Annotated in this window: 16 protein-coding genes; 10 read left to right on the top strand and 6 right to left on the bottom strand. The window is 72.6% G+C overall.

Translation table 11 applies throughout. The features are described 5' to 3' along the window. The first annotated feature begins 63 nt into the window (after positions 1-63). Both AMK26_RS20465 and AMK26_RS20460 read left to right on the top strand, forming a co-directional pair. Entirely contained in the window at positions 64-1,680 is a 1,617-nt protein-coding gene (locus AMK26_RS20465) for an acyl-CoA synthetase (RefSeq protein WP_073756115.1), read from the top strand. Between the two features lie 46 nt (positions 1,681-1,726). Beyond that, positions 1,727-2,284: a GNAT family N-acetyltransferase gene (locus tag AMK26_RS20460; RefSeq protein WP_079277701.1), complete on the top strand. Its 558-nt coding sequence runs from the start codon at positions 1,727-1,729 to the stop codon at positions 2,282-2,284. Here the strand turns inward: AMK26_RS20460 and AMK26_RS20455 are convergent. Further along, positions 2,281-3,156 (bottom strand): alpha/beta fold hydrolase, encoded by an 876-nt coding sequence (locus tag AMK26_RS20455; RefSeq protein ID WP_073756114.1) that lies wholly within the window; start codon positions 3,154-3,156, stop codon positions 2,281-2,283. The genes AMK26_RS20460 and AMK26_RS20455 overlap by 4 nt on opposite strands. A 127-nt stretch (positions 3,157-3,283) precedes the next feature. Between AMK26_RS20455 and paaK the strand changes: the two genes are divergently transcribed. Beyond that, entirely contained in the window at positions 3,284-4,585 is a 1,302-nt protein-coding gene (gene paaK, locus AMK26_RS20450) for a phenylacetate--CoA ligase PaaK (RefSeq protein WP_073756113.1), read from the top strand. Positions 4,586-4,642: 57 nt separating this feature from the next. Continuing rightward, entirely contained in the window at positions 4,643-5,170 is a 528-nt protein-coding gene (locus AMK26_RS20445) for a DinB family protein (protein WP_073756112.1), read from the top strand. A 24-nt stretch (positions 5,171-5,194) separates the two neighbouring features. On the opposite strand, the gene AMK26_RS20440 is transcribed toward AMK26_RS20445, so the two are convergent. After that, positions 5,195-5,863 (bottom strand): restriction endonuclease, encoded by a 669-nt coding sequence (locus tag AMK26_RS20440; RefSeq protein ID WP_073756111.1) that lies wholly within the window; start codon positions 5,861-5,863, stop codon positions 5,195-5,197. A gap of 164 nt (positions 5,864-6,027) precedes the next feature. Here AMK26_RS20440 and AMK26_RS20435 point away from each other — a divergent pair, with 164 nt between their 5' ends. Beyond that, complete coding sequence (locus tag AMK26_RS20435) at positions 6,028-7,122, top strand: glutamate--cysteine ligase 2 (protein ID WP_179166721.1); 1,095 nt, start codon at positions 6,028-6,030, stop codon at positions 7,120-7,122. Positions 7,123-7,229: 107 nt separating this feature from the next. Beyond that, positions 7,230-9,599: a penicillin acylase family protein gene (locus AMK26_RS20430; RefSeq protein WP_107420988.1), complete on the top strand. Its 2,370-nt coding sequence runs from the start codon at positions 7,230-7,232 to the stop codon at positions 9,597-9,599. Here the strand turns inward: AMK26_RS20430 and AMK26_RS20425 are convergent. The 3 genes from AMK26_RS20425 to AMK26_RS20415 all read right to left on the bottom strand — a co-directional run bounded on the left by AMK26_RS20425 (position 9,589) and on the right by AMK26_RS20415 (position 13,576). Continuing rightward, a complete protein-coding gene (locus tag AMK26_RS20425; RefSeq protein WP_073756109.1) occupies positions 9,589-10,704 on the bottom strand; it encodes a calcium:proton antiporter in 1,116 nt (371 codons plus the stop codon). The two genes, AMK26_RS20430 and AMK26_RS20425, sit on opposite strands and share 11 nt — an antisense overlap. 212 nt (positions 10,705-10,916) lie before the next feature. Continuing rightward, the gene (locus tag AMK26_RS20420) at positions 10,917-12,470 is read right to left on the bottom strand and encodes an acyl-CoA synthetase (RefSeq protein ID WP_073756108.1); all 1,554 of its coding nucleotides are present in this window, start codon (positions 12,468-12,470) and stop codon (positions 10,917-10,919) included. After that, the gene (locus tag AMK26_RS20415) at positions 12,467-13,576 is read right to left on the bottom strand and encodes an NAD(P)H-dependent flavin oxidoreductase (RefSeq protein ID WP_073756107.1); all 1,110 of its coding nucleotides are present in this window, start codon (positions 13,574-13,576) and stop codon (positions 12,467-12,469) included. Before AMK26_RS20415 ends, AMK26_RS20420 begins: the two co-directional genes overlap by 4 nt. A gap of 169 nt (positions 13,577-13,745) precedes the next feature. Between AMK26_RS20415 and AMK26_RS20410 the strand changes: the two genes are divergently transcribed. From AMK26_RS20410 to AMK26_RS20400, 4 genes are all read left to right on the top strand, one after another. Next, positions 13,746-15,539, top strand: coding sequence for a serine hydrolase (locus tag AMK26_RS20410; protein ID WP_443333173.1), 1,794 nt, complete (start codon positions 13,746-13,748; stop codon positions 15,537-15,539). Positions 15,540-15,625: 86 nt separating this feature from the next. Next, a complete protein-coding gene (locus AMK26_RS20405) occupies positions 15,626-15,820 on the top strand; it encodes an antitoxin (protein WP_073756106.1) in 195 nt (64 codons plus the stop codon). Between the two features lie 188 nt (positions 15,821-16,008). Next, a complete protein-coding gene (locus tag AMK26_RS37045) occupies positions 16,009-16,185 on the top strand; it encodes a hypothetical protein (protein ID WP_158071137.1) in 177 nt (58 codons plus the stop codon). Positions 16,186-16,248: 63 nt separating this feature from the next. Next, entirely contained in the window at positions 16,249-17,286 is a 1,038-nt protein-coding gene (locus AMK26_RS20400) for an NAD(P)-dependent oxidoreductase (RefSeq protein ID WP_338015590.1), read from the top strand. Positions 17,287-17,290: 4 nt separating this feature from the next. On the opposite strand, the gene AMK26_RS20395 is transcribed toward AMK26_RS20400, so the two are convergent. Continuing rightward, entirely contained in the window at positions 17,291-18,862 is a 1,572-nt protein-coding gene (locus AMK26_RS20395) for a phytoene desaturase family protein (protein ID WP_073756104.1), read from the bottom strand. Between the last annotated feature and the right edge of the window lie 27 nt (positions 18,863-18,889).

The raw sequence follows: 18,889 nt of genomic DNA, 5'->3' as shown, positions 1-18,889 counted from the left end.
GGGACCCTTCCCACTTGTGCGCGGCGGCGCTCTAATGACCGCCGAGCCAGTGGAGGAGGAGCGGTGGAGTTCAATCTTGCCGACCTGTTCGAGTCGGTGGTGGACGTGGTCCCGGACCGAGAGGCGCTGGTGTACGTCGACCACCCCGGTACGGGGGCGGAGCGGCGGCTGACGTACGCCGAGCTCGACGCCGCCGCCAACCGGGTCGGCCACCATCTGCTGGGCGCCGGGCTGCGGCCCGGTGAGCACGTGGGGCTGCACCTGTACAACGGCGTTGAGTACCTGCAGACGGTGCTCGGCTGTCTCAAGGCGCGGCTCGTGCCGGTGAACGTCAATTACCGGTACGTGGAGGAGGAGCTGGTCTACCTCTACCGGGACGCGGACCTGGCGGGGCTCGTCTTCGACGCGGAGTTCACCGGGCGGGTCGCGGCCGCGCTGCCGAAGACGGAGAGGCTTCGGCATCTGGTGCGGGTGGGGGCGGCGGCTGAGGGCGGGCCAGGGCTCGCGTTCACGGACGCGGAGGCGGACGGCTCCCCGGAGCGGGGGTTCGGTCCGCGCTCGGGGGACGACCTGTTCATCATCTACACGGGCGGCACGACCGGTATGCCCAAGGGGGTGATGTGGCGCCAGGAGGACCTGTTCTTCTCCGGGCTCGGCGGTGGTGCGCCGACCGGGGAGCCGGTGAAGTCCCCCGAGGAGCTGGCCGAGCGGGTGGCGGCGGGCGGCGAGGGGATCACTTTCTTCCCCACTCCCCCACTGATGCACGGCACGTCGACGCTCACCGCGTTCATCGGCTTCAACTTCGGCCAGCGTGTGGTCCTGCACCGCAAGTTCGTGCCGCACGAGGTGCTGCGGACGATCGAGAAGGAGAAGGTCACCAGCGTGTCGCTGGTCGGGGACGCGATGCTCCGGCCGTTGATCGACGCTCTGGGCGGCCCGCTGAAGGGGATCGACCTGTCGTCGCTGTTCAGCGTGTCGTCGTCGGGCGCGATCATGTCGGAGACGGTGCGCGAGCAGTTCCTGGCACTGGTCCCGCATGTGATGCTGCTGAACAACTTCGGTTCCTCCGAGTCGGGTTTCAACGGCACGGCGACGGAGGACTCGGGCAGCGACAAGGGGTTCAGGCTGCGGGTCAACGGCCGTACGCAGGTGGTCGACCCGGCGACGTACGAACCGGTGACGCCGGGCGAGGTCGGGCGCATCGCCCAGCGCGGCCACGTCCCGCTCGGGTACTACAACGACCCCGCCAAGACCGCCGAGACCTTCTTCCGGCGCGGTGACGAGCGGTGGGTACTGCTCGGCGACATGGCGACGGTCGACGAGGAGGGGATCGTGACCGTCCTCGGGCGCGGCTCGCAGTGCATCAACACGGGCGGCGAGAAGGTCTACCCCGAGGAGGTCGAGCAGGCGCTCAAGTCCCATCCGGATGTGTACGACGCGCTGGTCGCCGGCGTGCCCGATCCCCGGTGGGGCCACCATGTGGCCGCCGTGGTGCAGCTGCGCGCGGGCGCGGCGCGGCCCTCGCTGGACGACATCCAGGGCCACTGCCGCACCCGGCTGGCCGGGTACAAGGTGCCCCGTCGGCTGGTGATCACCGACCGGATCCAGCGTTCGCCCAGCGGCAAGGCGGACTACCGCTGGGCGCGGTCGGTGGCGGCGGCGGACGCCGAACCGCGCTGACCAGCTCGTTTCTCCGGGGGATGGGCCGACGGGTAATACTCTCTGTATGAGTTCGCATATGACAGGGCGCGGCACCGCGGGCCGACCGGGCACGTGGCCGGTGCGGATCAGGCGGGCGACGGCGGGGGACGCGAAGCGGCTGACCGCTCTGGTGCGCAATTCGCGCGCCTACGAAGGCCCCTACGCGCCGATGGTGGCGGGCTACCGGGTGGGGCCCGACTACATCGACGCCCATGAGGTCCATGTCGCCGCCGGCGACGACGGCCGGGTGCTCGGTTTCTACGCGCTCGTCCTGTCCCCGCCGGAACTGGACCTCATGTTCGTCGCCGACACCGCCCAGGGACTCGGTGTCGGCCGTACGCTCGTCGCCCATATGTCGGAGCGGGCGCGGGCGGCCGGGGTGACGGCCGTACGGGTCGTCTCCCACCCGCCCGCCGAGGGCTTCTACCGCAGCGTGGGGGCGCGGCGGGTCGGCACGGTGAACGCCAACCCGCCGGCGGTGATGTGGGACCGGCCGGAGCTGGTGATCGCGGTTCAGAACCCGTCGTCGCGAAGGACCGCGAGGAACTCGGCGGGCCTGGGCGGCGGGCTCACCTCGCCCTAGGCGCGGTACGCGATACGGGACCGTACGGCGGGGTCGAGGAACGCGGCGACGGTACGGGAGAAGGTGCCCGGGTCGTCCACCCACGGGTAGTGGCCCGCGCGGCGCTGCACGGCCACCTCGCCGTGCGGGAACAGCGCGGCGAGCTCCGCGGCGCGGGCGGGCGTCGGGCCGCCGTCGTACTCGCCCGCGTACACGAGCACCGGCGCGGTGACGGCGGCGAGCGCGGCACGGGTCGCCGCCGGGTCGGGCAGGGCGCCGTCCGCGAAGTACGCGGCGGACGCCGCCCAGTTGATCTGCTCGTCGGCGGTCGCGGCGTGCGCCCGGGCCTTCGCGTCCCAGCGTCCGTACACGAACGGCGTGATCAGCTCGGCCACCTCCGCCACGTCCCGGCCCGCCCACACCTCCTCGAAGGCGGCCCGTCCCGCCTCGTACCAGGGCTCCCCGGCCCGCAGGGCGGTCGCCTCGCGCCAGTCCTGCTCGCTCGCCCGGATGCCGACGGCGCGCGTGCCGCCGGTGACGACGGTGAGCGTGGCGATCCGCTCGGGGTGCGCGGCCGCGTACAGCACGGCGAGGGTGCCGGAGGCCGAGTGGCCGAGGAGGTCGATCCGGTCCAGGCCGAGGTGGTCGCGCAGCGCCTCGACGTCGGCGATCTGCCGGCCGCAGCGGTACGTGGCCGGGTCGGCGGGTTCGGCGGAGTCGCCGGTGCCGCGCGGGTCCAGCAGGATCAGGCGGCGGTGGGCGGTGAGGCCGCCCAGGTCGCCGAGGTAGGCGGAGGCACGCATCGGGCCGCCGGCCAGGCAGATGAGCGGTTCGCCCGCTCCTCGTACGTGGTAGGCGAGTCGGGTCCCGTCGTACGTGCTGAACGTCGGCATGGCCGCGATCCTTACAGCCGTCCGGTCACCCCCGCAAGGAGAAATGGTGCCGGCCCCCTTGCCAACCCGATGGATCAACCGAATGATCGGTCGGGACGATGGTGGAGTGAGGACGGGAGTACGGCGGATGACGGATCTGCTCGACTCGGGGGAACGGCTCGGCCGCGCGGAGCTCCAGGCGCTCCAGTTGGAGCGGCTGCGGGCCACGTTGCGCCACGCGTACGAGAACGTGGGCTTCTACCGGCAGGCCTTCGACAAGGCGGGGCTGCGCCCGGAGGACTGTCGTACGCTCGCCGACCTGGCCCGCTTTCCCTTCACAGCGAAGCCCGATCTGCGTGACAACTATCCCTTCGGGATGTTCGCGGTCGAGCAGTCGCGGGTACGCCGGGTCCACGCGTCCAGCGGTACGACGGGCCGGCCCACCGTCGTGGGGTACACGGACCGCGACCTGGACACCTGGGCGGACGTGGTCGCGCGCTCGATCCGCGCGGCCGGGGGCCGGCCGGGCCACATGGTCCATGTGGCGTACGGGTACGGGCTGTTCACCGGCGGGCTCGGGGCGCACTACGGCGCCGAACGGCTCGGCTGCACGGTCGTCCCGGCCTCCGGCGGCATGACGTCACGTCAGGTGCGGCTGATCCAGGACTTCCGGCCCGAGATCATCATGGTGACGCCGTCGTACATGCTCACTCTGCTGGACGAGTTCGAGCGGCAGGGCGTCGACCCGCGCTCCACCTCCCTGAAGGTGGGCGTCTTCGGTGCCGAGCCGTGGACGGAGGAGATGCGGCGGGAGATCGAGGAGCGGTTCGCGATCGACGCGGTCGACATCTACGGGCTGTCGGAGGTGATCGGCCCGGGCGTGGCGCAGGAGTGCGTGGAGTCCAAGGACGGGCTCCACGTCTGGGAGGACCACTTCTACCCCGAGATCGTGGACCCGGTCACGGGAGAGGTGCTGCCGGACGGCGAGCGGGGCGAGCTGGTGTTCACCTCGCTCACCAAGGAGGCCATGCCCGTGGTCCGGTACCGGACGCGGGACCTGACGCGGCTGCTGCCGGGGACGGCGCGGCCGGCGTTCCGGCGGATGGAGAGGGTCACGGGCCGCAGCGACGACATGGTGATCCTGCGGGGCGTGAACCTCTTCCCCACCCAGATCGAGGAGATCGTGCTGCGTACGCCGGGCCTCGCGCCGCACTTCCAGCTGCGGCTGACCCGTGAGGGGCGGCTGGACGCGCTGACCGTGCGCGCGGAGGCGCGGGCGGACGCCGGCCACGAGGTGCGCGCGGAGGCCGCGCGGCTGGTCGCGGAGGCCGTGAAGGACGGGATCGGGGTGTCCGTCGCGGTGGAGGTGGTCGACCCGGAGACGCTGGAGCGGTCGGTGGGCAAGATCAGGCGGATCGTCGACCTGCGCGGCGCCGACGGCGCCGGGTGAAGCGCCGCACCGGGATGGAGGACATGAACCGACCTATACGCGTTCTACGGTCAGTCCATGACCACAGTCACGGAGAACTCGGCCTCGTTCCTTCCCGGCGAGCCCGGTGAGCTGCTGCGCGCACTCGCCGAGCAACGGGAGTTGCTGCTGATCACGGTCCGCGGCATCACCGACGCGCAGGCCGCCCGGCGGACAACGGTGAGCGAGCTCACGCTGGGCGGGATCGTCAAGCACATGGCGCGTGGCGAGCAGGTGTGGACGCAGGTCCTGGTCAAGGGGGACGGAGAAGTACCTGACGGCATGCTCGACGTGGGGCAGTACCGCATGGACGAGGGGGAATCGCTCCAGGAACTGCTGGAGTCGTACGCGGTCGCGGCACAGGGGACCGGGGAAGCTGTGCGCGCCCTGCCGGACATGGACAGGACCGTGCCCCTGCCCAGGACTCCCTGGTCGCCGCCGGAGACGGTGCACTGGCCGGTGCGCCGGATCCTTCTGCACCTGATCCGGGAGACCGCCCAGCACGCCGGCCACGCCGACATCGTCCGGGAAGCCCTCGACGGGGCGAGCACCACCGCCCAACGCTGATTCCCCTACCGTGACCCGGCGGTCTCACTCTGCTGATGTGCCGGCCTGGAGCCAGGGTGCCGGGCCGGTGCCGTCCGTCCAGGCCTCCAGGCCCTGCCGGTCGACGCAGTGAATGCCGCACTGGGCGGCGTACCGCGCAGCCGGCTCGGTGAACTCGCTGGTCGTCACAACGACGGCGACGTGGGCCTCGTGCACGGCGAAGCACGTTCCGCCGAAGCGCTGCACGTCCTGGGAGCCGACCTTGTTGTCCGGACCGTAGGCCTTGCACTGCACGACGACGCGCCGGCCGTCCGGCGCGGTGGCCAGCACGTCCGCGCCCAGGTCCCCCGCGCCGCCGACGACCTCGACGTCCAGGCAGCCGTCCCGTACGCAGAGGTCCGCGACGGCCTGCTCGAAGGCGTCCGCGTCCATGGCCGCGTAGTCCACGTACACGGCCGGCTCCGCGAGCGGGGCGGCCGTGGCGCGGCGCCGGCGGGCCGCGCGCACCAGGGCCAGGGCCACTGTCAGGGTGCCCGCCACGGCCAGTGCGGCGGCGGGCACGTCGGCGGAGTCACCGACGGCCGCCCGCGCCATCACGCCCGTACCGCACAGGAAGATGGCCACCAGACCGAAGCCCAGCGTGGTCTCGCGCAGGCTGAAGCCCGCTCGGCGGGCGGGACGGTCCGTGCGTGGCCTGCGGACGGGTATCGCCATCTGCGGGCTCCCTTCTCGTCTCTCGTACGCGGATGATCTTGCCCTGCCCGTATGCCCCGCCCACGCGTCCCCGCACACCTGTCCAGGTGGGCGGGGGTGGGCGGCCGATGCGTGAGGGGCCGGATCGGGGGCAAACGACGGTCATTCCGTAGAGAGGCAGGACGATGGTGCGCAGTGTGGGTGTCGAGGAGGAACTTCTCCTGGTGGACAGCCGGACCGGGGAACCGAGGGCCTTGTCGACGGCCGTACTGGCGGCCGCGGCCCTGGACCCGCAGGGCAACGACGAGGTGTTCGAGAGCGAACTGCAGCGTCAGCAGCTGGAGTTCGCCACGCGCCCGCAGACCGTGATGGGTGATCTGGGCGACGAGATCCGGCGGTGGCGGGCGGAGGCGGCGCGGCACGCCGAGGGCCTGGACGCGTCGGTCGCCGCGCTGGCCACCTCACCGCTCCCGGTGAGCCCGACCATCGGCACCGGTGAGCGCCACCAGTGGCTGAAGGAGCACTTCGGTCTCACCGCGCAGGAGCAGCTGACGTGCGGCTGCCATGTGCATGTGTCGGTGGAGTCGGACGAGGAAGGTGTGGCGGTCCTGGACCGCATCCGGCCCTGGCTGCCGGTGCTGCTGGCCATGAGCACGAACTCCCCGTTCTGGCAGGGTGAGGAGAGCGGCTACGCCAGTTACCGCAACCGGGTGTGGGGGCGGTGGCCGTCGGCCGGTCCGGTGGAGATCTTCGGGTCCGCCGACCGCTACCACGAGCAGGTCGCCGACATGGTGGCGAGCGGGGTGCTGCGCGACGAGGGGATGGTCTACTTCGACGCCCGCCTGTCCCACACGTACCCGACGGTCGAGATACGGGTGGCGGACGTCTGTCTGGACCCGTCCACCACGGTGCTGCTGGCCACGCTGGTGCGCGGCCTGGTGGAGACGGCGGCGCGGCAGTGGCGGGACGGTGAGCCGCCGGCCCGGCACGGTGTGGCGCTGCTGCGGCTGGCCGCCTGGCGGGCGGCCCGGTCGGGGCTGGAGGACGAGCTCGTCCACCCGGTGACGATGCGGCCGGCGCCGGCGGAGGCGGTGGTGCGGGCGCTGTTCGAGCACGTCAGGGACGCGCTGGAGGACAGCGGTGACGTGGTGCCCGCCCAGGAGGCCCTGGCCGCCCTGCTGAAGACCGGCAACGGCGCCCGGGTGCAGCGGGAACTGCTGCGGCGGACCGGCAGCCTGCGCGAGCTGGTCGCCGAGTGCGTACGCCTCACCCGGGGATGAGGCGGCGTCCGGGGCGCGGAGGATACCGAACGGGATGTTGACAGGGCGGGGCCCCGGATGGGTGCATGGCCCAACGAGCTTTCACTTCCGTTCCGTTGGGAGGCACGTTGCTCTTCCGTACCCGCCTGAGAAGACATCTGGTGCCGGCCGTGGTCGCGCTCGCGACCGTGGCCGGTACGGCGAGCCCCGCCGTACCGGACGAACGCCACCGCCCGTCCGGCGGCGGTCTGTCGGCCGTCATCCGCTACACCGAGTACGGCATTCCGCACATCGTGGCCAAGGACTACGCGAACCTCGGCTTCGGTACGGGGTGGGCCCAGGCCGCCGATCAGGTGTGCGTGCTCGCCGACGGTTTCGTGACCGTGCGCGGCGAGCGCTCGCGCCACTTCGGTCCGGACGGCGCGCCCGACGGGGCGCTGTCGTCCGCGACGACGAATCTCTCCAGCGACCTGTACTTCCGTGGTGTACGGGACGCGGGGACGGTCGAGCGGCTGCTGGCCGTCCCCGCCCCGGCCGGGCCCAGCCGTGATGCGAAGGAGCTGATGCGGGGCTGGGCGGCGGGCTACAACGCCTGGCTGAAGCAGAACCGCATCACCGACCCTGCCTGCGCGGGCGCCGACTGGGTCCGGCCGGTGACCCGACTGGACGTCGCCAGGCGCGGCTTCGCCCTCGCGGTGCTGGGCGGGCAGGGGCGGGCCGTCGAGGGCATCACCGCTGCCCGGCCGCCGGGCGCCGGTCCCGTCCCGTCCGCCGACCCGGCACGTACGGCGGCGGCGGCCCGGGCCCTGTTCACCGCCGAGAGCGCCGACATGGGCTCCAACGCGGTGGCGTTCAGCGGTGGGACGACCGCGAACGGCCGTGGCCTGCTGCTCGGCAACCCGCACTACCCGTGGCACGGCGGCCGGCGCTTCTGGCAGTCGCAGCAGACCATCCCGGGTGAGCTGAACGTCTCGGGCGGCTCACTGCTCGGCACGATGGCCGTCAACATCGGCTTCACCGGCAAGGTCGCGTGGAGCCACACCGTGGCGACCGGCGTCACGCTCAATCTGCACCAGCTGACGCTGGACCCGGCGGACCCCACCGTGTACGTGGTGGACGGCAGGCCGGAGCGGATGAGGAAGCGTACGGTCACCGTGCCCGTCAAGGGCGGTACCCCCGTGACGCGTACCCAGTGGTGGACCCGGTACGGGCCGGTCGTCACCTCGCTCGGCGCGTCGCTGCCGTTGCCGTGGTCGGCGACGACGGCGTACGCGCTGAACGACCCCAACGCCGTCAACCTGCGCGCCACGGACACCGCGCTGGGCTTCGCCAAGGCCCGCTCCACGCGGGACGTGCGGGAGGTGCTGCGCCGCACGCAGGGCCTGCCGTGGGTGAACACGATCGCCGCGGACGCGGGCGGGCACACGCTGTTCAGCCAGTCGCAGGTGCTGCCGCGCATCACCGACGAGTTGGCCGGGCGCTGTTCGACGCCGCTGGGCAGGGTGACGTATCCGGCGTCGGGCGTGGCGGTGCTGGACGGTTCGCGTACGGAGTGCGCGCCGGGGTCGGACCGGGACGCGGTGCAGCCGGGGATCTTCGGGCCGTCGCGGATGCCGGTGCTCCAGGACGCGCCGTACGCCGTCAACTCCAACGACAGCGCGTGGCTGACCAACGCCGACCGGCCGCTGACCGGCTACGAGCGGGTGTTCGGGACGATCGCGACACCGCGTTCACTACGGACCCGGGGCGGGATCGAGGACGTGGCGGGGATGGCGGAGCGGGGCCGGCTGACGGTGGCCGACCTGCAACGGCAGCAGTTCGCCAACCGGGCGCCCGCCGGGGACCTGGCGGCGGCCGACGCGGCGAAGGCGTGCCCGGCCGCGCTGCCGGGCGACCCGGCGGCGTGCGCGGTGATCGCACGGTGGGACCGGACGGTGGACACCACCAGCCGGGGCGCGCTGCTCTTCGACCGCTTCTGGCGCAAGCTGACGGCGGCCGTGCCGGCGGCCCAGCTGTGGAAGGTGCCGTTCTCGGCCGCCGACCCGGTCCGCACGCCGCACACCCTCGACACCGCCTCCCCCGCCTTCGCGAAGGCGCTGGGCGATGCCGTCGCCGAGCTGCGGGCGGCCGGGATCCCGCTGGACGCGCCGCTCGGTGACCACCAGTTCGTCGTACGGGGCGGAAAACGCATCCCCGTGCACGGCGGTACGGAGGCGCTCGGCATCTGGAACAAGACCGAGCCCGTGTGGAACGCGGCGGGCGGCGGCTACACGGAGGTGGCGCACGGGACGAGCCACGTCCAGGCGGTCGGCTGGGACGGCGGGCGCTGCCCGGTCGCGCGGACCCTGCTGACGTACTCCCAGTCGTCCAACCCCCACTCGCCCCACTTCGCTGACCAGACGGCGCTGTTCTCGGGCGAGCGGTGGGTGACGGCCCGCTTCTGCGAGAGGGACATCCTGGCCGATCCGAAGCTGAGGGTGGTGCGGGTCAGGGGCTGAACGACAGGAACACGAAGGCGGCGAACAGCACCAGGTGCACGCCGCCCTGGAGGAGAGTGGCTCGTCCGGGCACCACGGTCAGGGCGCTCACCACGGCGGTGAGCGTGAGCAGCGCCAGGTGGAGCGGGCCAAGGCCCAGCAGCAGGGGCCCGGACAGCCAGATCGAGGCGAGCGCGATCGCCGGGATGGTCAGCCCGATGCTGGCGATGGCGGAGCCGTACGCCAGGTTGAGGCTGGTCTGCACGCGGTCGCGGCGGGCGGCCCGGACGGCCGCCAGGGTCTCGGGCAGCAGCACCATCAGGGCGATGACGACACCGACGACCGCGTGGGGCAGGCCGGCCGACTCGACGCCGTCCTCGATGGTCGGCGAGACGAGCTTGGCGTTCCCGACGACGGCGACGAGGGCCACCAGGAGCAGGCCGAGGCTCCACCACGTCTCGCGGACCGTGGGCGGCGGGGCGTGTTCCTCGTCGCCCGTCGCGTCGCCGGCGCGGGCGACGGGCAGGAAGTAGTCGCGGTGGCGGACGGTCTGCACGGCGACGAAGATCCCGTACAGGCAGAGCGAGGCGACGGCGGCGAAGGCCAGCTGCACCCCGGTGAACTCGGGGCCCGGCTGGCTGGTGGTGAAGCTGGGCAGGACGAGCGTCATGGCGGCGAGGGTGATGACGGTGGCGAGCGCGCCACCGGATCCCTCGGCGTTGAACACGGCGACGCGCCGCTTGTGCAGGGCGGCGACGAGGAGGGACACGCCGACGATGCCGTTGCAGGTGATCATGACGGCGGCGAAGACGGTGTCCCGGGCGTACGTGGACGCCTTGTCACCCCCGCCGGCCATCAGCATGACGATGAGCCCGACCTCGATGACGGTCACGGCGACGGCGAGGACCAGGGACCCGAACGGCTCACCGACGCGGTGGGCGACGACCTCGGCGTGGTGCACGGCCGACAGGACGGAGCCGATCAGGCAGAGCCCGACGACGGCCACGACCGGTCCCGGCAGGTCCCGCCCCCAGCTGATGCCCAGGACCAGCACGGCCACCACCGGCACCCAGGTGGTCCACTGCCGCGTCAGCCCTGCCGTGCCGGTGTCCGTGCCGGTGCTCATGCCGCCACGCTGCCAGAGCGGGCGCCGCACCGCGCGGTGTGGTGACCGAAACGGGTACGGGCCGCCCGCCACGGCTGCGACGGCTCGGCGCGGTACGACGCGGCGCGGCGCGGCTCGGCGCGGCTCGGCGCGGCTCGGCGCGGCTCGGCGCGGCGCGGGAGTCGTACCTCGCCCGGAGAGGGCATGGAGGGGCGCGCCGTGGTGCGGGGCCGTCAGACGGGGCGCTCGTGGCCCTGCCAGTACGGGTCGCGGAGGCGGCGTTTGTAGAGCTTGCCGTTGGGGTCGCGGGGCATCGAGGCGATGAAGTCGACGCTCTTGGGGCGTTTGTAGCCGGCGAGGCGTTCGGCGCAGTGGGCGAGGATGCCGGCCGCCAGGGTGTCGTCCGGGGTGTGGCCGTCGGCGGGTTCGACGACCGCCTTGACCTCCTCGCCCCAGTCGGGGTGCGGGATGCCGAAGGCGGCGGCGTCGGCGACGGCGGGGTGGGTGAGCAGCGCGGCTTCGATCTCGGCGGGGTAGATGTTGACGCCACCCGAGATGATCATGTCGATCTTGCGGTCGCGGAGGAAGAGGTAGCCGTCCTCGTCGAGGTAGCCGAGGTCGCCGACGGTGAAGAAGTCGCCAATGCGGTTCTTGCGGGTCTTGGCCTCGTCCTTGTGGTAGCTGAAGCCGCCGGTCGTCATCTTCATGTAGACCGTGCCGAGTTCGCCGGGCGGCAGCGGACGGCCGTCGTCGTCGAAGACGGCGAGTTCGCTGATGGGCCACGCCTTGCCGACCGTACCGGGCTTCTTCAGCCAATCCTCGGCGGTGGCGAACGCGCCGCCGCCCTCGCTGGCCGCGTAGTACTCCTCGACGCAGGCGCCCCACCACTCGATCATGGCGCGTTTGACGTGGTCCGGGCAGGGGGCCGCCCCGTGGATGGCGTGGCGCATCGAGGACACGTCGTAGCGCGCCCTGACCTCGTCGGGCAGGGCGAGGAGGCGGTGGAACTGGGTGGGCACCATGTGGGTGTGGGTGCACCGGTGGGTGTCGATGAGGCGCAGCATCTCCTCGGGCGTCCACTTGTCCATGACGACGAGCGGGTGGCCGATGTGCAGCGCGGCGCCCGCGAACTGGAGCACGGCGGTGTGGTAGAGCGGGGAGCAGACCAGGTGGACGTTCCCGTCGTACGGCTGGATGCCGAAGATGCCGAGGAACCCGCCGAGGTACGCCTCCTCCGGGGGCCTGCCGGGCAGGGGGCGGCGGATGCCGCGCGGGCGGCCGGTGGTGCCGGAGGTGTAGTTCATCACCCAGCCGAGGGTGCGCCCGGCGGGCGGTGAGCCGGGCTGTCCGTCGAGGAGTTCGGCGTACGGGCGGAACGCCTCGATCGCGCCGCCCACGGCGTACCGCCTGCTCGGTGGGAGGTCCGCCTCGTCGGCGGCGGCGCGGGCCGCGCCGGCGTACCGTTCGTGCGCGATCAGCACCTTGGCGCCGGAGTCGGCGACGATCCAGGCGATTTCGGGGCCGACGAGGTGGTGGTTGACCGGGACCAGGTAGAGGCCCGCCTGGGAGGCGGCGAGATAGGCGGTGAGGAACTCCACGCCGTTGGGCAGGACGACGGCGAAGGCGTCGCCGCTTTCCAGGCCGGCCGCCCGTAGTCCGTGGACGAGCCGGTTGGCGGCGGCGTGCAGCCGGCCGGCGGTCCACTCCTCACCGTCGGGTGCGGTCAGGACCGTACGGGTGGGGTCGGCGGTGGCCTGGGCCCAGAAGCCGTTGGGTCGGTCGGTCATCGCCGGCTCCTGTTCGCGATACGGGTGAGGCGGTCCACGGCCCGTTCGAAGCCCCGGGTGAGGTCGTCGAAGACTTCCTGGACGGGGCGTTCGGAGGTCATCCGGCCGACGATCTGCCCGACGGGCGTGCCCAGCAGCGGCTCGACCTCGTACTTCTGGATACGGGAGACGGCTTCGGCGACCAGCAGGCCCTGCAGGGGCATCGGGAGGGGCGCGGGGCCGTCCGGGTCGTCCCAGGCGTCGGTCCACCCGGTACGCAGTTGGCGGGCGGGTTTGCCGGTGAGGGCGCGTGAGCGGACCGTGTCGCCGGAACCGGCGGCCAGCAGCTTGGCGGTGAGGGCGCGCGAGTGGAGGTCGGCCTCGCTGGTGGTGAGCCAGAGGGAGCCGAGCCAGACGCCCTGGGCGCCGAGGGCGAGCCCGGCGGCGATCTGTTCGCCGCTGCCGATGCCGCCGGCGGCGAGGACGGGCAGCGGGTGGACGGCGTCGACGACCTCGGGCGTGAGGACCATGGACGCGATCTCGCCGGTGTGGCCACCGGCCTCGTACCCCTGGGCGACGACGATGTCGATGCCCGCCTCGGCATGGCGCCGGGCGTGCTTGGCGCTGCCGGCGAGGGCGGCGACGAGGATGCCGTGCTCGTGGGCGCGCCGGACGACGTCGGGGGGTGGGGAGCCGAGGGCGTTGGCGAGGAGCTTGATGGGGTAGTCGAAGGCGACGTCGAGCTGGCCGCGGGCGACCTGTTCCATCCAGCCGGTGATGCGCCAGCCGGAGGCCTCGCCGTCGGGGAGTTCGGGTACGCCGTGCTTGGCGAGGGTCTCGGCGACGAACCGGCGGTGCTCCTCGGGGATCATCGCCTCGACGTCGGCCTCGGTCACCCCCTCCACCTTCTTGGCGGGCATGACGACGTCGAGGCCGTAGGGCAGGCCGTCGGTGTGGTCCTGCATCCAGTCGAGGTCGCGGGCGAGGTCGTCGGGGGCGGTGTAGCGGACGGCGCCCAGGACCCCGAACCCGCCGGCTCTGGTGATGGCGGCCGCCACCGCGGGGAAGGGTGTGAAGCCGAAGATGGCGTGCTCGACACCCAGTCTCTTGCTCAGCTCCGTCTCCATGGGCGGCAGGATGCCGCAGCGGGGCGGACGAGGGAAGAGATTTTCTGATGAAGCGTCAGATTCTTTCCGGGTGGCCGGTTCTTGACGGGGACGGAGGACGGTAAGAAAGTTTCACGTGGTGCGGGCGGTGACGAAGGATTCTTTCAGGCATCGTTCAGGGAGGGGGAGCATGGTGGGCATGACGGAGGGGATGGACCGTCGCCGGTTCGGTGGCGGGGTGCTGGCCCTGGGAGGTGCGTTGGTGATCGGTTCGATTCCGGGGGCCGCGGCGGCGGCCGGCGGTGGCGGTGGCGACTCGACGGAACGCGGTCGGCCGACGCTGCGGCTGGGCTCCGCCGAGCGGGCCGGGCTGCTTCCCGAGCACCTGGACCGGCTGGTCGCGGACGCCGAGCGGTTCCTGGACCCCTCACCCAAGCACCCGTGGTACGCAGGAGCGGTGCTGCTGGCCGGGCGCGGCGGGACGGTGGCGCTGCACCGGGCGATCGGACACGCGGTGCGCTACGCGGCGTACGACGAGAAGACCGACACGGGCGTGGAGTTGCCGCCGGAGCGGCAAATCGCGATGGCCGAGGACACCGTCTTCGACCTGGCGTCGGTCTCGAAGCTGTTCACGGCGGTGCTGGCGGTGCAGCAGATCGAGCGCGGGGCGTTGGAGCTGGAGGGGAAGGTCACCGCGTATCTCCCGGAGTTCGGGGGCGGCGGCAAGCAGGACATCACGGTGCGTCAGCTGCTCACGCACACCTCCGGCCTCCGCGCGTGGATCCCGCTGTACAAGGAGCCGACGCGGGAGGGAAAGCTGAGGCTGCTGTGGCAGGAGGCGCCCATCAGTCCGCCCGGCACCCGGTACCTGTACTCCGACCTCAATCTGATCGCACTGCAACTGATCCTGGAGGAGATCACCCGTCACTCCTTGGACGCCCTGCTCCGGAACGAGATCACCGCTCCGCTCGGGATGCACCGCACGCGTTTCAACCCGCCCGCCTCCTGGAGATCGAAGACCGCCGCCACCGAGGACGCCCGGGCCCCCTGGTCGGGCCTGGACCGCGGCCTGGTGTGGGGCGAGGTCCACGACGAGAACGCGTACAGCCTCGGCGGTGTCGCCGGCCACGCCGGTGTGTTCTCCTGCGCGTGGGACCTGGCCGTGCTCGCCCGTACGCTGCTGAACGGCGGCGTCTACGGGCACGCCCGCATCCTGGAACCGAAGTCGGTGGAGCTGATGTTCACCGACTTCAACACCGCCTTCCCCGGTGACGAGCACGGCCTCGGCTTCGAGCTGCACCAGCACTGGTACATGGGCGCCATGGCCACCCCGCACACCGCCGGCCACACCGGTTTCACCGGCACCAGCCTGGTCATCGACCCGACCACGGACTCCTTCCTTGTCGTGCTCGGCAACTCGGTCCATCCGGTGCGCAGTTGGCGCTCCGGCTCCGCGCCGCGCGTGGCCGCCGCGAACAACCTGGCGCGCGCCGTACCCGTACGCCCGGCGCATGGCCGCACCGCGTGGTACGCGGGCATGGCGTCGAGCACGGCGGCGACGCTCACCGTTCCCGAGGTGACGCCCGCCTCGCCGCGCCCCCGGCTGCGCTGCTGGGTGTGGTGGGACACCGAGCCGGGCTCGGACGCCCTGTTCCTTGAGGCGTCCGGCGACGCGGGCGGGACGTGGCGGCCGGTGCCGTTCGTGACCGTACGTCACGGGCAGGAGCCCCGGCCGCACCCGACCGGGTCGGTCAGCGGCTGGTCGGGGCGGGTCTGGCACCGGCTGGAGGCCGACCTGGCCGACTGGCGGGGCACCCCGGTGCGGCTGCGCTGGCGGTACGAAACGGACCGGCTCTACGTCGGCCGGGGGGTGTACGTCGACGGTATCCGCGTCCTGGACGGCTCCCGCACCCTGTTCGACGAGGCACGGCCCGCGGACGCCGCCCGTATCGAGGCGCGAGGGTGGGCCGCCTCGGCGAACTGACAGGTCAGAGCGGTGCGGATGCGGGTTTCGTACGGGCGAGCGAAACTGAGGGGCGGGGGGTCACTCTGCGAGGAGAGGATGACCCTATGTCCGTGATGGACAAGCTCAAGCAGATGCTCAAAGGCCACGAGGACAAGGCCGGGCAGGGCATCGACAAGGCGGGCGACTTCGTCGACGAGAAGACCCAGGGCAAGTACAGCAGCCAGGTCGACACCGCCCAGAGCAAGCTCAACGAGCAGCTCGGCTCGGACCGGCCCCAGGACCCGCCGCCCCGGGCCTGACCCGCAACGGCCCTCCGTCCCCGGCGGCCGTGTCGCCACGGCCGCCGGGGACGCGGCGTGCCCGGCGTCGGGCGCCCCGGCGACCAGCACCTTCGAGTGGCTCCACCACCCGCCCGCGCGACTCGGCGTGCGGTGGAGCGGCGGCTGATGAACAGTCGTGGTGAGTCCCCAACTCGAAGGAGAAACTCATGCTTCGGCGCATCTCGCTCGTTCTGGCCGGCCTGATGGCGGTCGGCTTCATGGCCGCGGCCCCTGCCGCCGCCCACGGCTCGGACGTGGAAGGCTGCTGGGGTTCCGGCGGCCACGTGAAGGCCGGCAAGGTCCACGTGAAGCACCACGAGGCCACCTGCTGGGACGTCGGCTGACCCGAACGGCACACGGATGGGCGCCCTGGTGGCGCCCATCCGTGTGTCGTCGCACCGTCGTGCCTGGCGGAAAAGGCCCGCGTCCGAACGGGTGATCGGGCAGACTGCCGGGAGCTTGGTCCGCCTCCGTCCTGGCGCACCGGCTCACACCGGGCTGCGCCGCACCGCACGCACGGCACCGTACGAGCAGAGGAACAGAAGGCCACACGTATGACCGACATACTCACCGTGAGCGTCCTGGGCACCGGAGTCATGGGGACCGCCATGGCACGCAACATCGCCCGGGCCGGTCACACCGTCCGCGCGTGGAACCGCACGCGGGCCAAGGCGGAGACCCTGGCCGGCGACGGCGCGCACATCGCCGACAGCCCCGCCGAAGCCGTACAGGGCGCCGATGTGGTTCTCACCGTGCTCCACGACGGCGCCGCGGCCCTGGACACCATGCGGCAGGCCGCGCCCGCACTGCGCCCCGGCACCGCGTGGGTGCAGTCCACGACCACGGGGATCGAGGCCGTCGGCGAACTGGCGGACTTCGCCAGGGAGCACGAGCTGGTCTTCTTCGACGCGCCTGTCCTCGGCACCCGCGAGCCCGCCGAGGCCGGGCAGTTGACCGTGCTGGCCGCCGGCCCCGGCGACCGCCGGGACGCCGTGGCGGCGGTCTTCGACGCCGTCGGGACCCGCACCGTATGGATCGGCGACGACGGTGCGTCGGCCGGCGCCACCCGCCTCAAGCTCGTGGCCAACAGTTGGGTCATCGCGGCCACCGCCGCGACGGGTGAGGTGCTCGCCCTGTCCAAGGTCCTCGGGGTGGACCCGCGGGTCTTCTTCGACGTCATCGCCGGCGGTCCGCTCGACATGGGCTATCTGCGCGCCAAGTCCGGCCTCGTCCTGAACGACCGCCTCTCACCGGCGAGCTTCGCGGTGGACACCGCCGTGAAGGACGCCCGGCTCATCGTCGAGGCCGGGCAGCGGCGCGGCATCCGCCTCGACGTGGCAGCGGCGGGCGCCGAACGCCTGGCGCGCGCCGCCGCCCAGGGTCACGGTGACAAGGACATGGCCGCCGCCTACTACGCCAGCTTCGACGAGGCGCCCGCTCCCTGACGGCTCAACGCCCCAGCACCGCCATGGCCGCGTTGTGGCCTGGAATGCCGCTGACGCCGCCGCCGCGCACCGCGCCCGCCCCGCACAGCAGCACGTTGGCGTGGGCGGTCTCCACGCCCCACCGGCCGGTGGCGCCGCCGGCATCGGTGCCGTCGGTGGCGTACGGCCAGGAGAGGTCGCCGTGGAAGATGTGGCCGCCGGGCAACCGCAGGTCCCGTTCCAGGTCGAGCGGGGACTTGGCCTCGATGCAGGGGCGGCCTTCCGCGTCGGTGGCGAGGCAGTCGGCGAGCGGTTCGTCCAGATGGGCGTCGAGTTCGGCGAGGGTGGCCTTGAGGAGGGCGGCGCGGACGGTGTCGTTGTCGGCGGCGAAGAGGCGTGCGGGGGTGTGCAGGCCGAAGAGCGTCAGCGTCTGGTACCCGCGGGCGGCGAGGCCGGGGCCGAGGATCGACGGGTCGCTCAGGGAGTGGCAGTAGATCTCGGAGGGCGGGGCGCTCGGCAGCCGGCCGGCGGCCGCCTCCCGGTACGCGGCCGCCAGCTGCCCGTACCCCTCCGAGATGTGGAACGTGCCGGCGAACGCGTCACGCGGGTCGACGGAGCGGTCCCGCAGCCGGGGCAGCCGCTTCAGCAGCATGTTCACCTTCAGCTGGGCGCCCTCGGCGGGCGGCGGGGCGGGCTCGCCCAGCAGGGCGGCCAGCGCGTGCGGTGACGCCCCGACCAGGACGTGCCGGGCAGCCACGGTGCCCTCCCCTGCCTCCGTACGGAACGTGACCTCGGCGGCGCGGCCGTCCGTCTCGATCCTGGTCGCCTCGTGGCCGGTGCGGATCCCGGCGCCGGCCGAGCGCGCCGCGTCCGCGAGGGCGCCGGTGAGGGCGCCCATGCCGCCGACGGGTACGTTCCACTCCCCCGTCCCGCCGCCGATCACGTGGTAGAGGAAGCAGCGGTTCTGGACGAGGGACGGGTCGTGGGCGTCGGCGAACGTACCGATCAGCGCGTCGGTGAGCACCACCCCGCGTACGAGATCGTCGGCGAAGTGCTCCTCGATGGCGACGCCCACGGGCTCCTCGAAGAGCGTGCGCCACGCCTCGTCGTCCGCGATCCGGGCGCGCAGCTCCTCGCGGGTGGGCAGCGGCTCCGTGAGGGTGGGGAAGACGCGTTCGGCGACGTGCCCGGTCCTGGCGTAGAACCGCTGCCAGGCCGTGTACTCGGCGTCCGAGCCGGTGAGCGCGGCGAACGACTCCCGGGTGCGTTCGCCGCCCACCAGCAGGCCGGCGGCCCGGCCCCGGCGCTCGACCGGGGTGTACGAGGAGACGGTGCGCCTGGCCACGGCGAACCGCAGCCCCAGGTCCCGCACGATCTTCGGCGGCAGCAGGGACACCAGGTAGGAGTAGCGCGAGAGCCGGGCGTCGACCCCGGCGAAGGGCCGGGTGGACACGGCGGCCCCGCCGGTGGCGGGCAGGCGTTCCAGGACGAGGACGGAGCGCCCGGCGCGGGCGAGGTAGGCGGCGGCGACCAGTCCGTTGTGGCCGCCGCCGACGATGACGGCGTCATAGGTACGCGTCGTTCGCTGTGCGGTCATGGCCCTTCGTAACACGCGCCCGTACGG

The organism is Streptomyces sp. CB03234 (assembly GCF_001905885.1).
In the GTDB taxonomy this organism is placed as follows: domain Bacteria; phylum Actinomycetota; class Actinomycetes; order Streptomycetales; family Streptomycetaceae; genus Streptomyces.
The sequence above is the reverse complement of the archived record's forward strand: the minus strand, read 5'-3'. Positions and strand labels throughout refer to the sequence as shown.

Coding starts and splice junctions, on each gene's coding strand:
- AMK26_RS20460 (WP_079277701.1), top strand. CDS start 1,727: ATGAGTTCGCATATGACAGGGCGCGGCACCGCGGGCCGACCGGGCACG.
- AMK26_RS20455 (WP_073756114.1), bottom strand. CDS start 3,156: ATGCCGACGTTCAGCACGTACGACGGGACCCGACTCGCCTACCACGTA.
- paaK (WP_073756113.1), top strand. CDS start 3,284: ATGACGGATCTGCTCGACTCGGGGGAACGGCTCGGCCGCGCGGAGCTC.
- AMK26_RS20445 (WP_073756112.1), top strand. CDS start 4,643: ATGACCACAGTCACGGAGAACTCGGCCTCGTTCCTTCCCGGCGAGCCC.
- AMK26_RS20440 (WP_073756111.1), bottom strand. CDS start 5,863: ATGGCGATACCCGTCCGCAGGCCACGCACGGACCGTCCCGCCCGCCGA.
- AMK26_RS20435 (WP_179166721.1), top strand. CDS start 6,028: ATGGTGCGCAGTGTGGGTGTCGAGGAGGAACTTCTCCTGGTGGACAGC.
- AMK26_RS20425 (WP_073756109.1), bottom strand. CDS start 10,704: ATGAGCACCGGCACGGACACCGGCACGGCAGGGCTGACGCGGCAGTGG.
- AMK26_RS20420 (WP_073756108.1), bottom strand. CDS start 12,470: ATGACCGACCGACCCAACGGCTTCTGGGCCCAGGCCACCGCCGACCCC.
- AMK26_RS20415 (WP_073756107.1), bottom strand. CDS start 13,576: ATGGAGACGGAGCTGAGCAAGAGACTGGGTGTCGAGCACGCCATCTTC.
- AMK26_RS20410 (WP_443333173.1), top strand. CDS start 13,746: ATGGTGGGCATGACGGAGGGGATGGACCGTCGCCGGTTCGGTGGCGGG.
- AMK26_RS20405 (WP_073756106.1), top strand. CDS start 15,626: ATGTCCGTGATGGACAAGCTCAAGCAGATGCTCAAAGGCCACGAGGAC.
- AMK26_RS37045 (WP_158071137.1), top strand. CDS start 16,009: ATGCTTCGGCGCATCTCGCTCGTTCTGGCCGGCCTGATGGCGGTCGGC.
- AMK26_RS20395 (WP_073756104.1), bottom strand. CDS start 18,862: ATGACCGCACAGCGAACGACGCGTACCTATGACGCCGTCATCGTCGGC.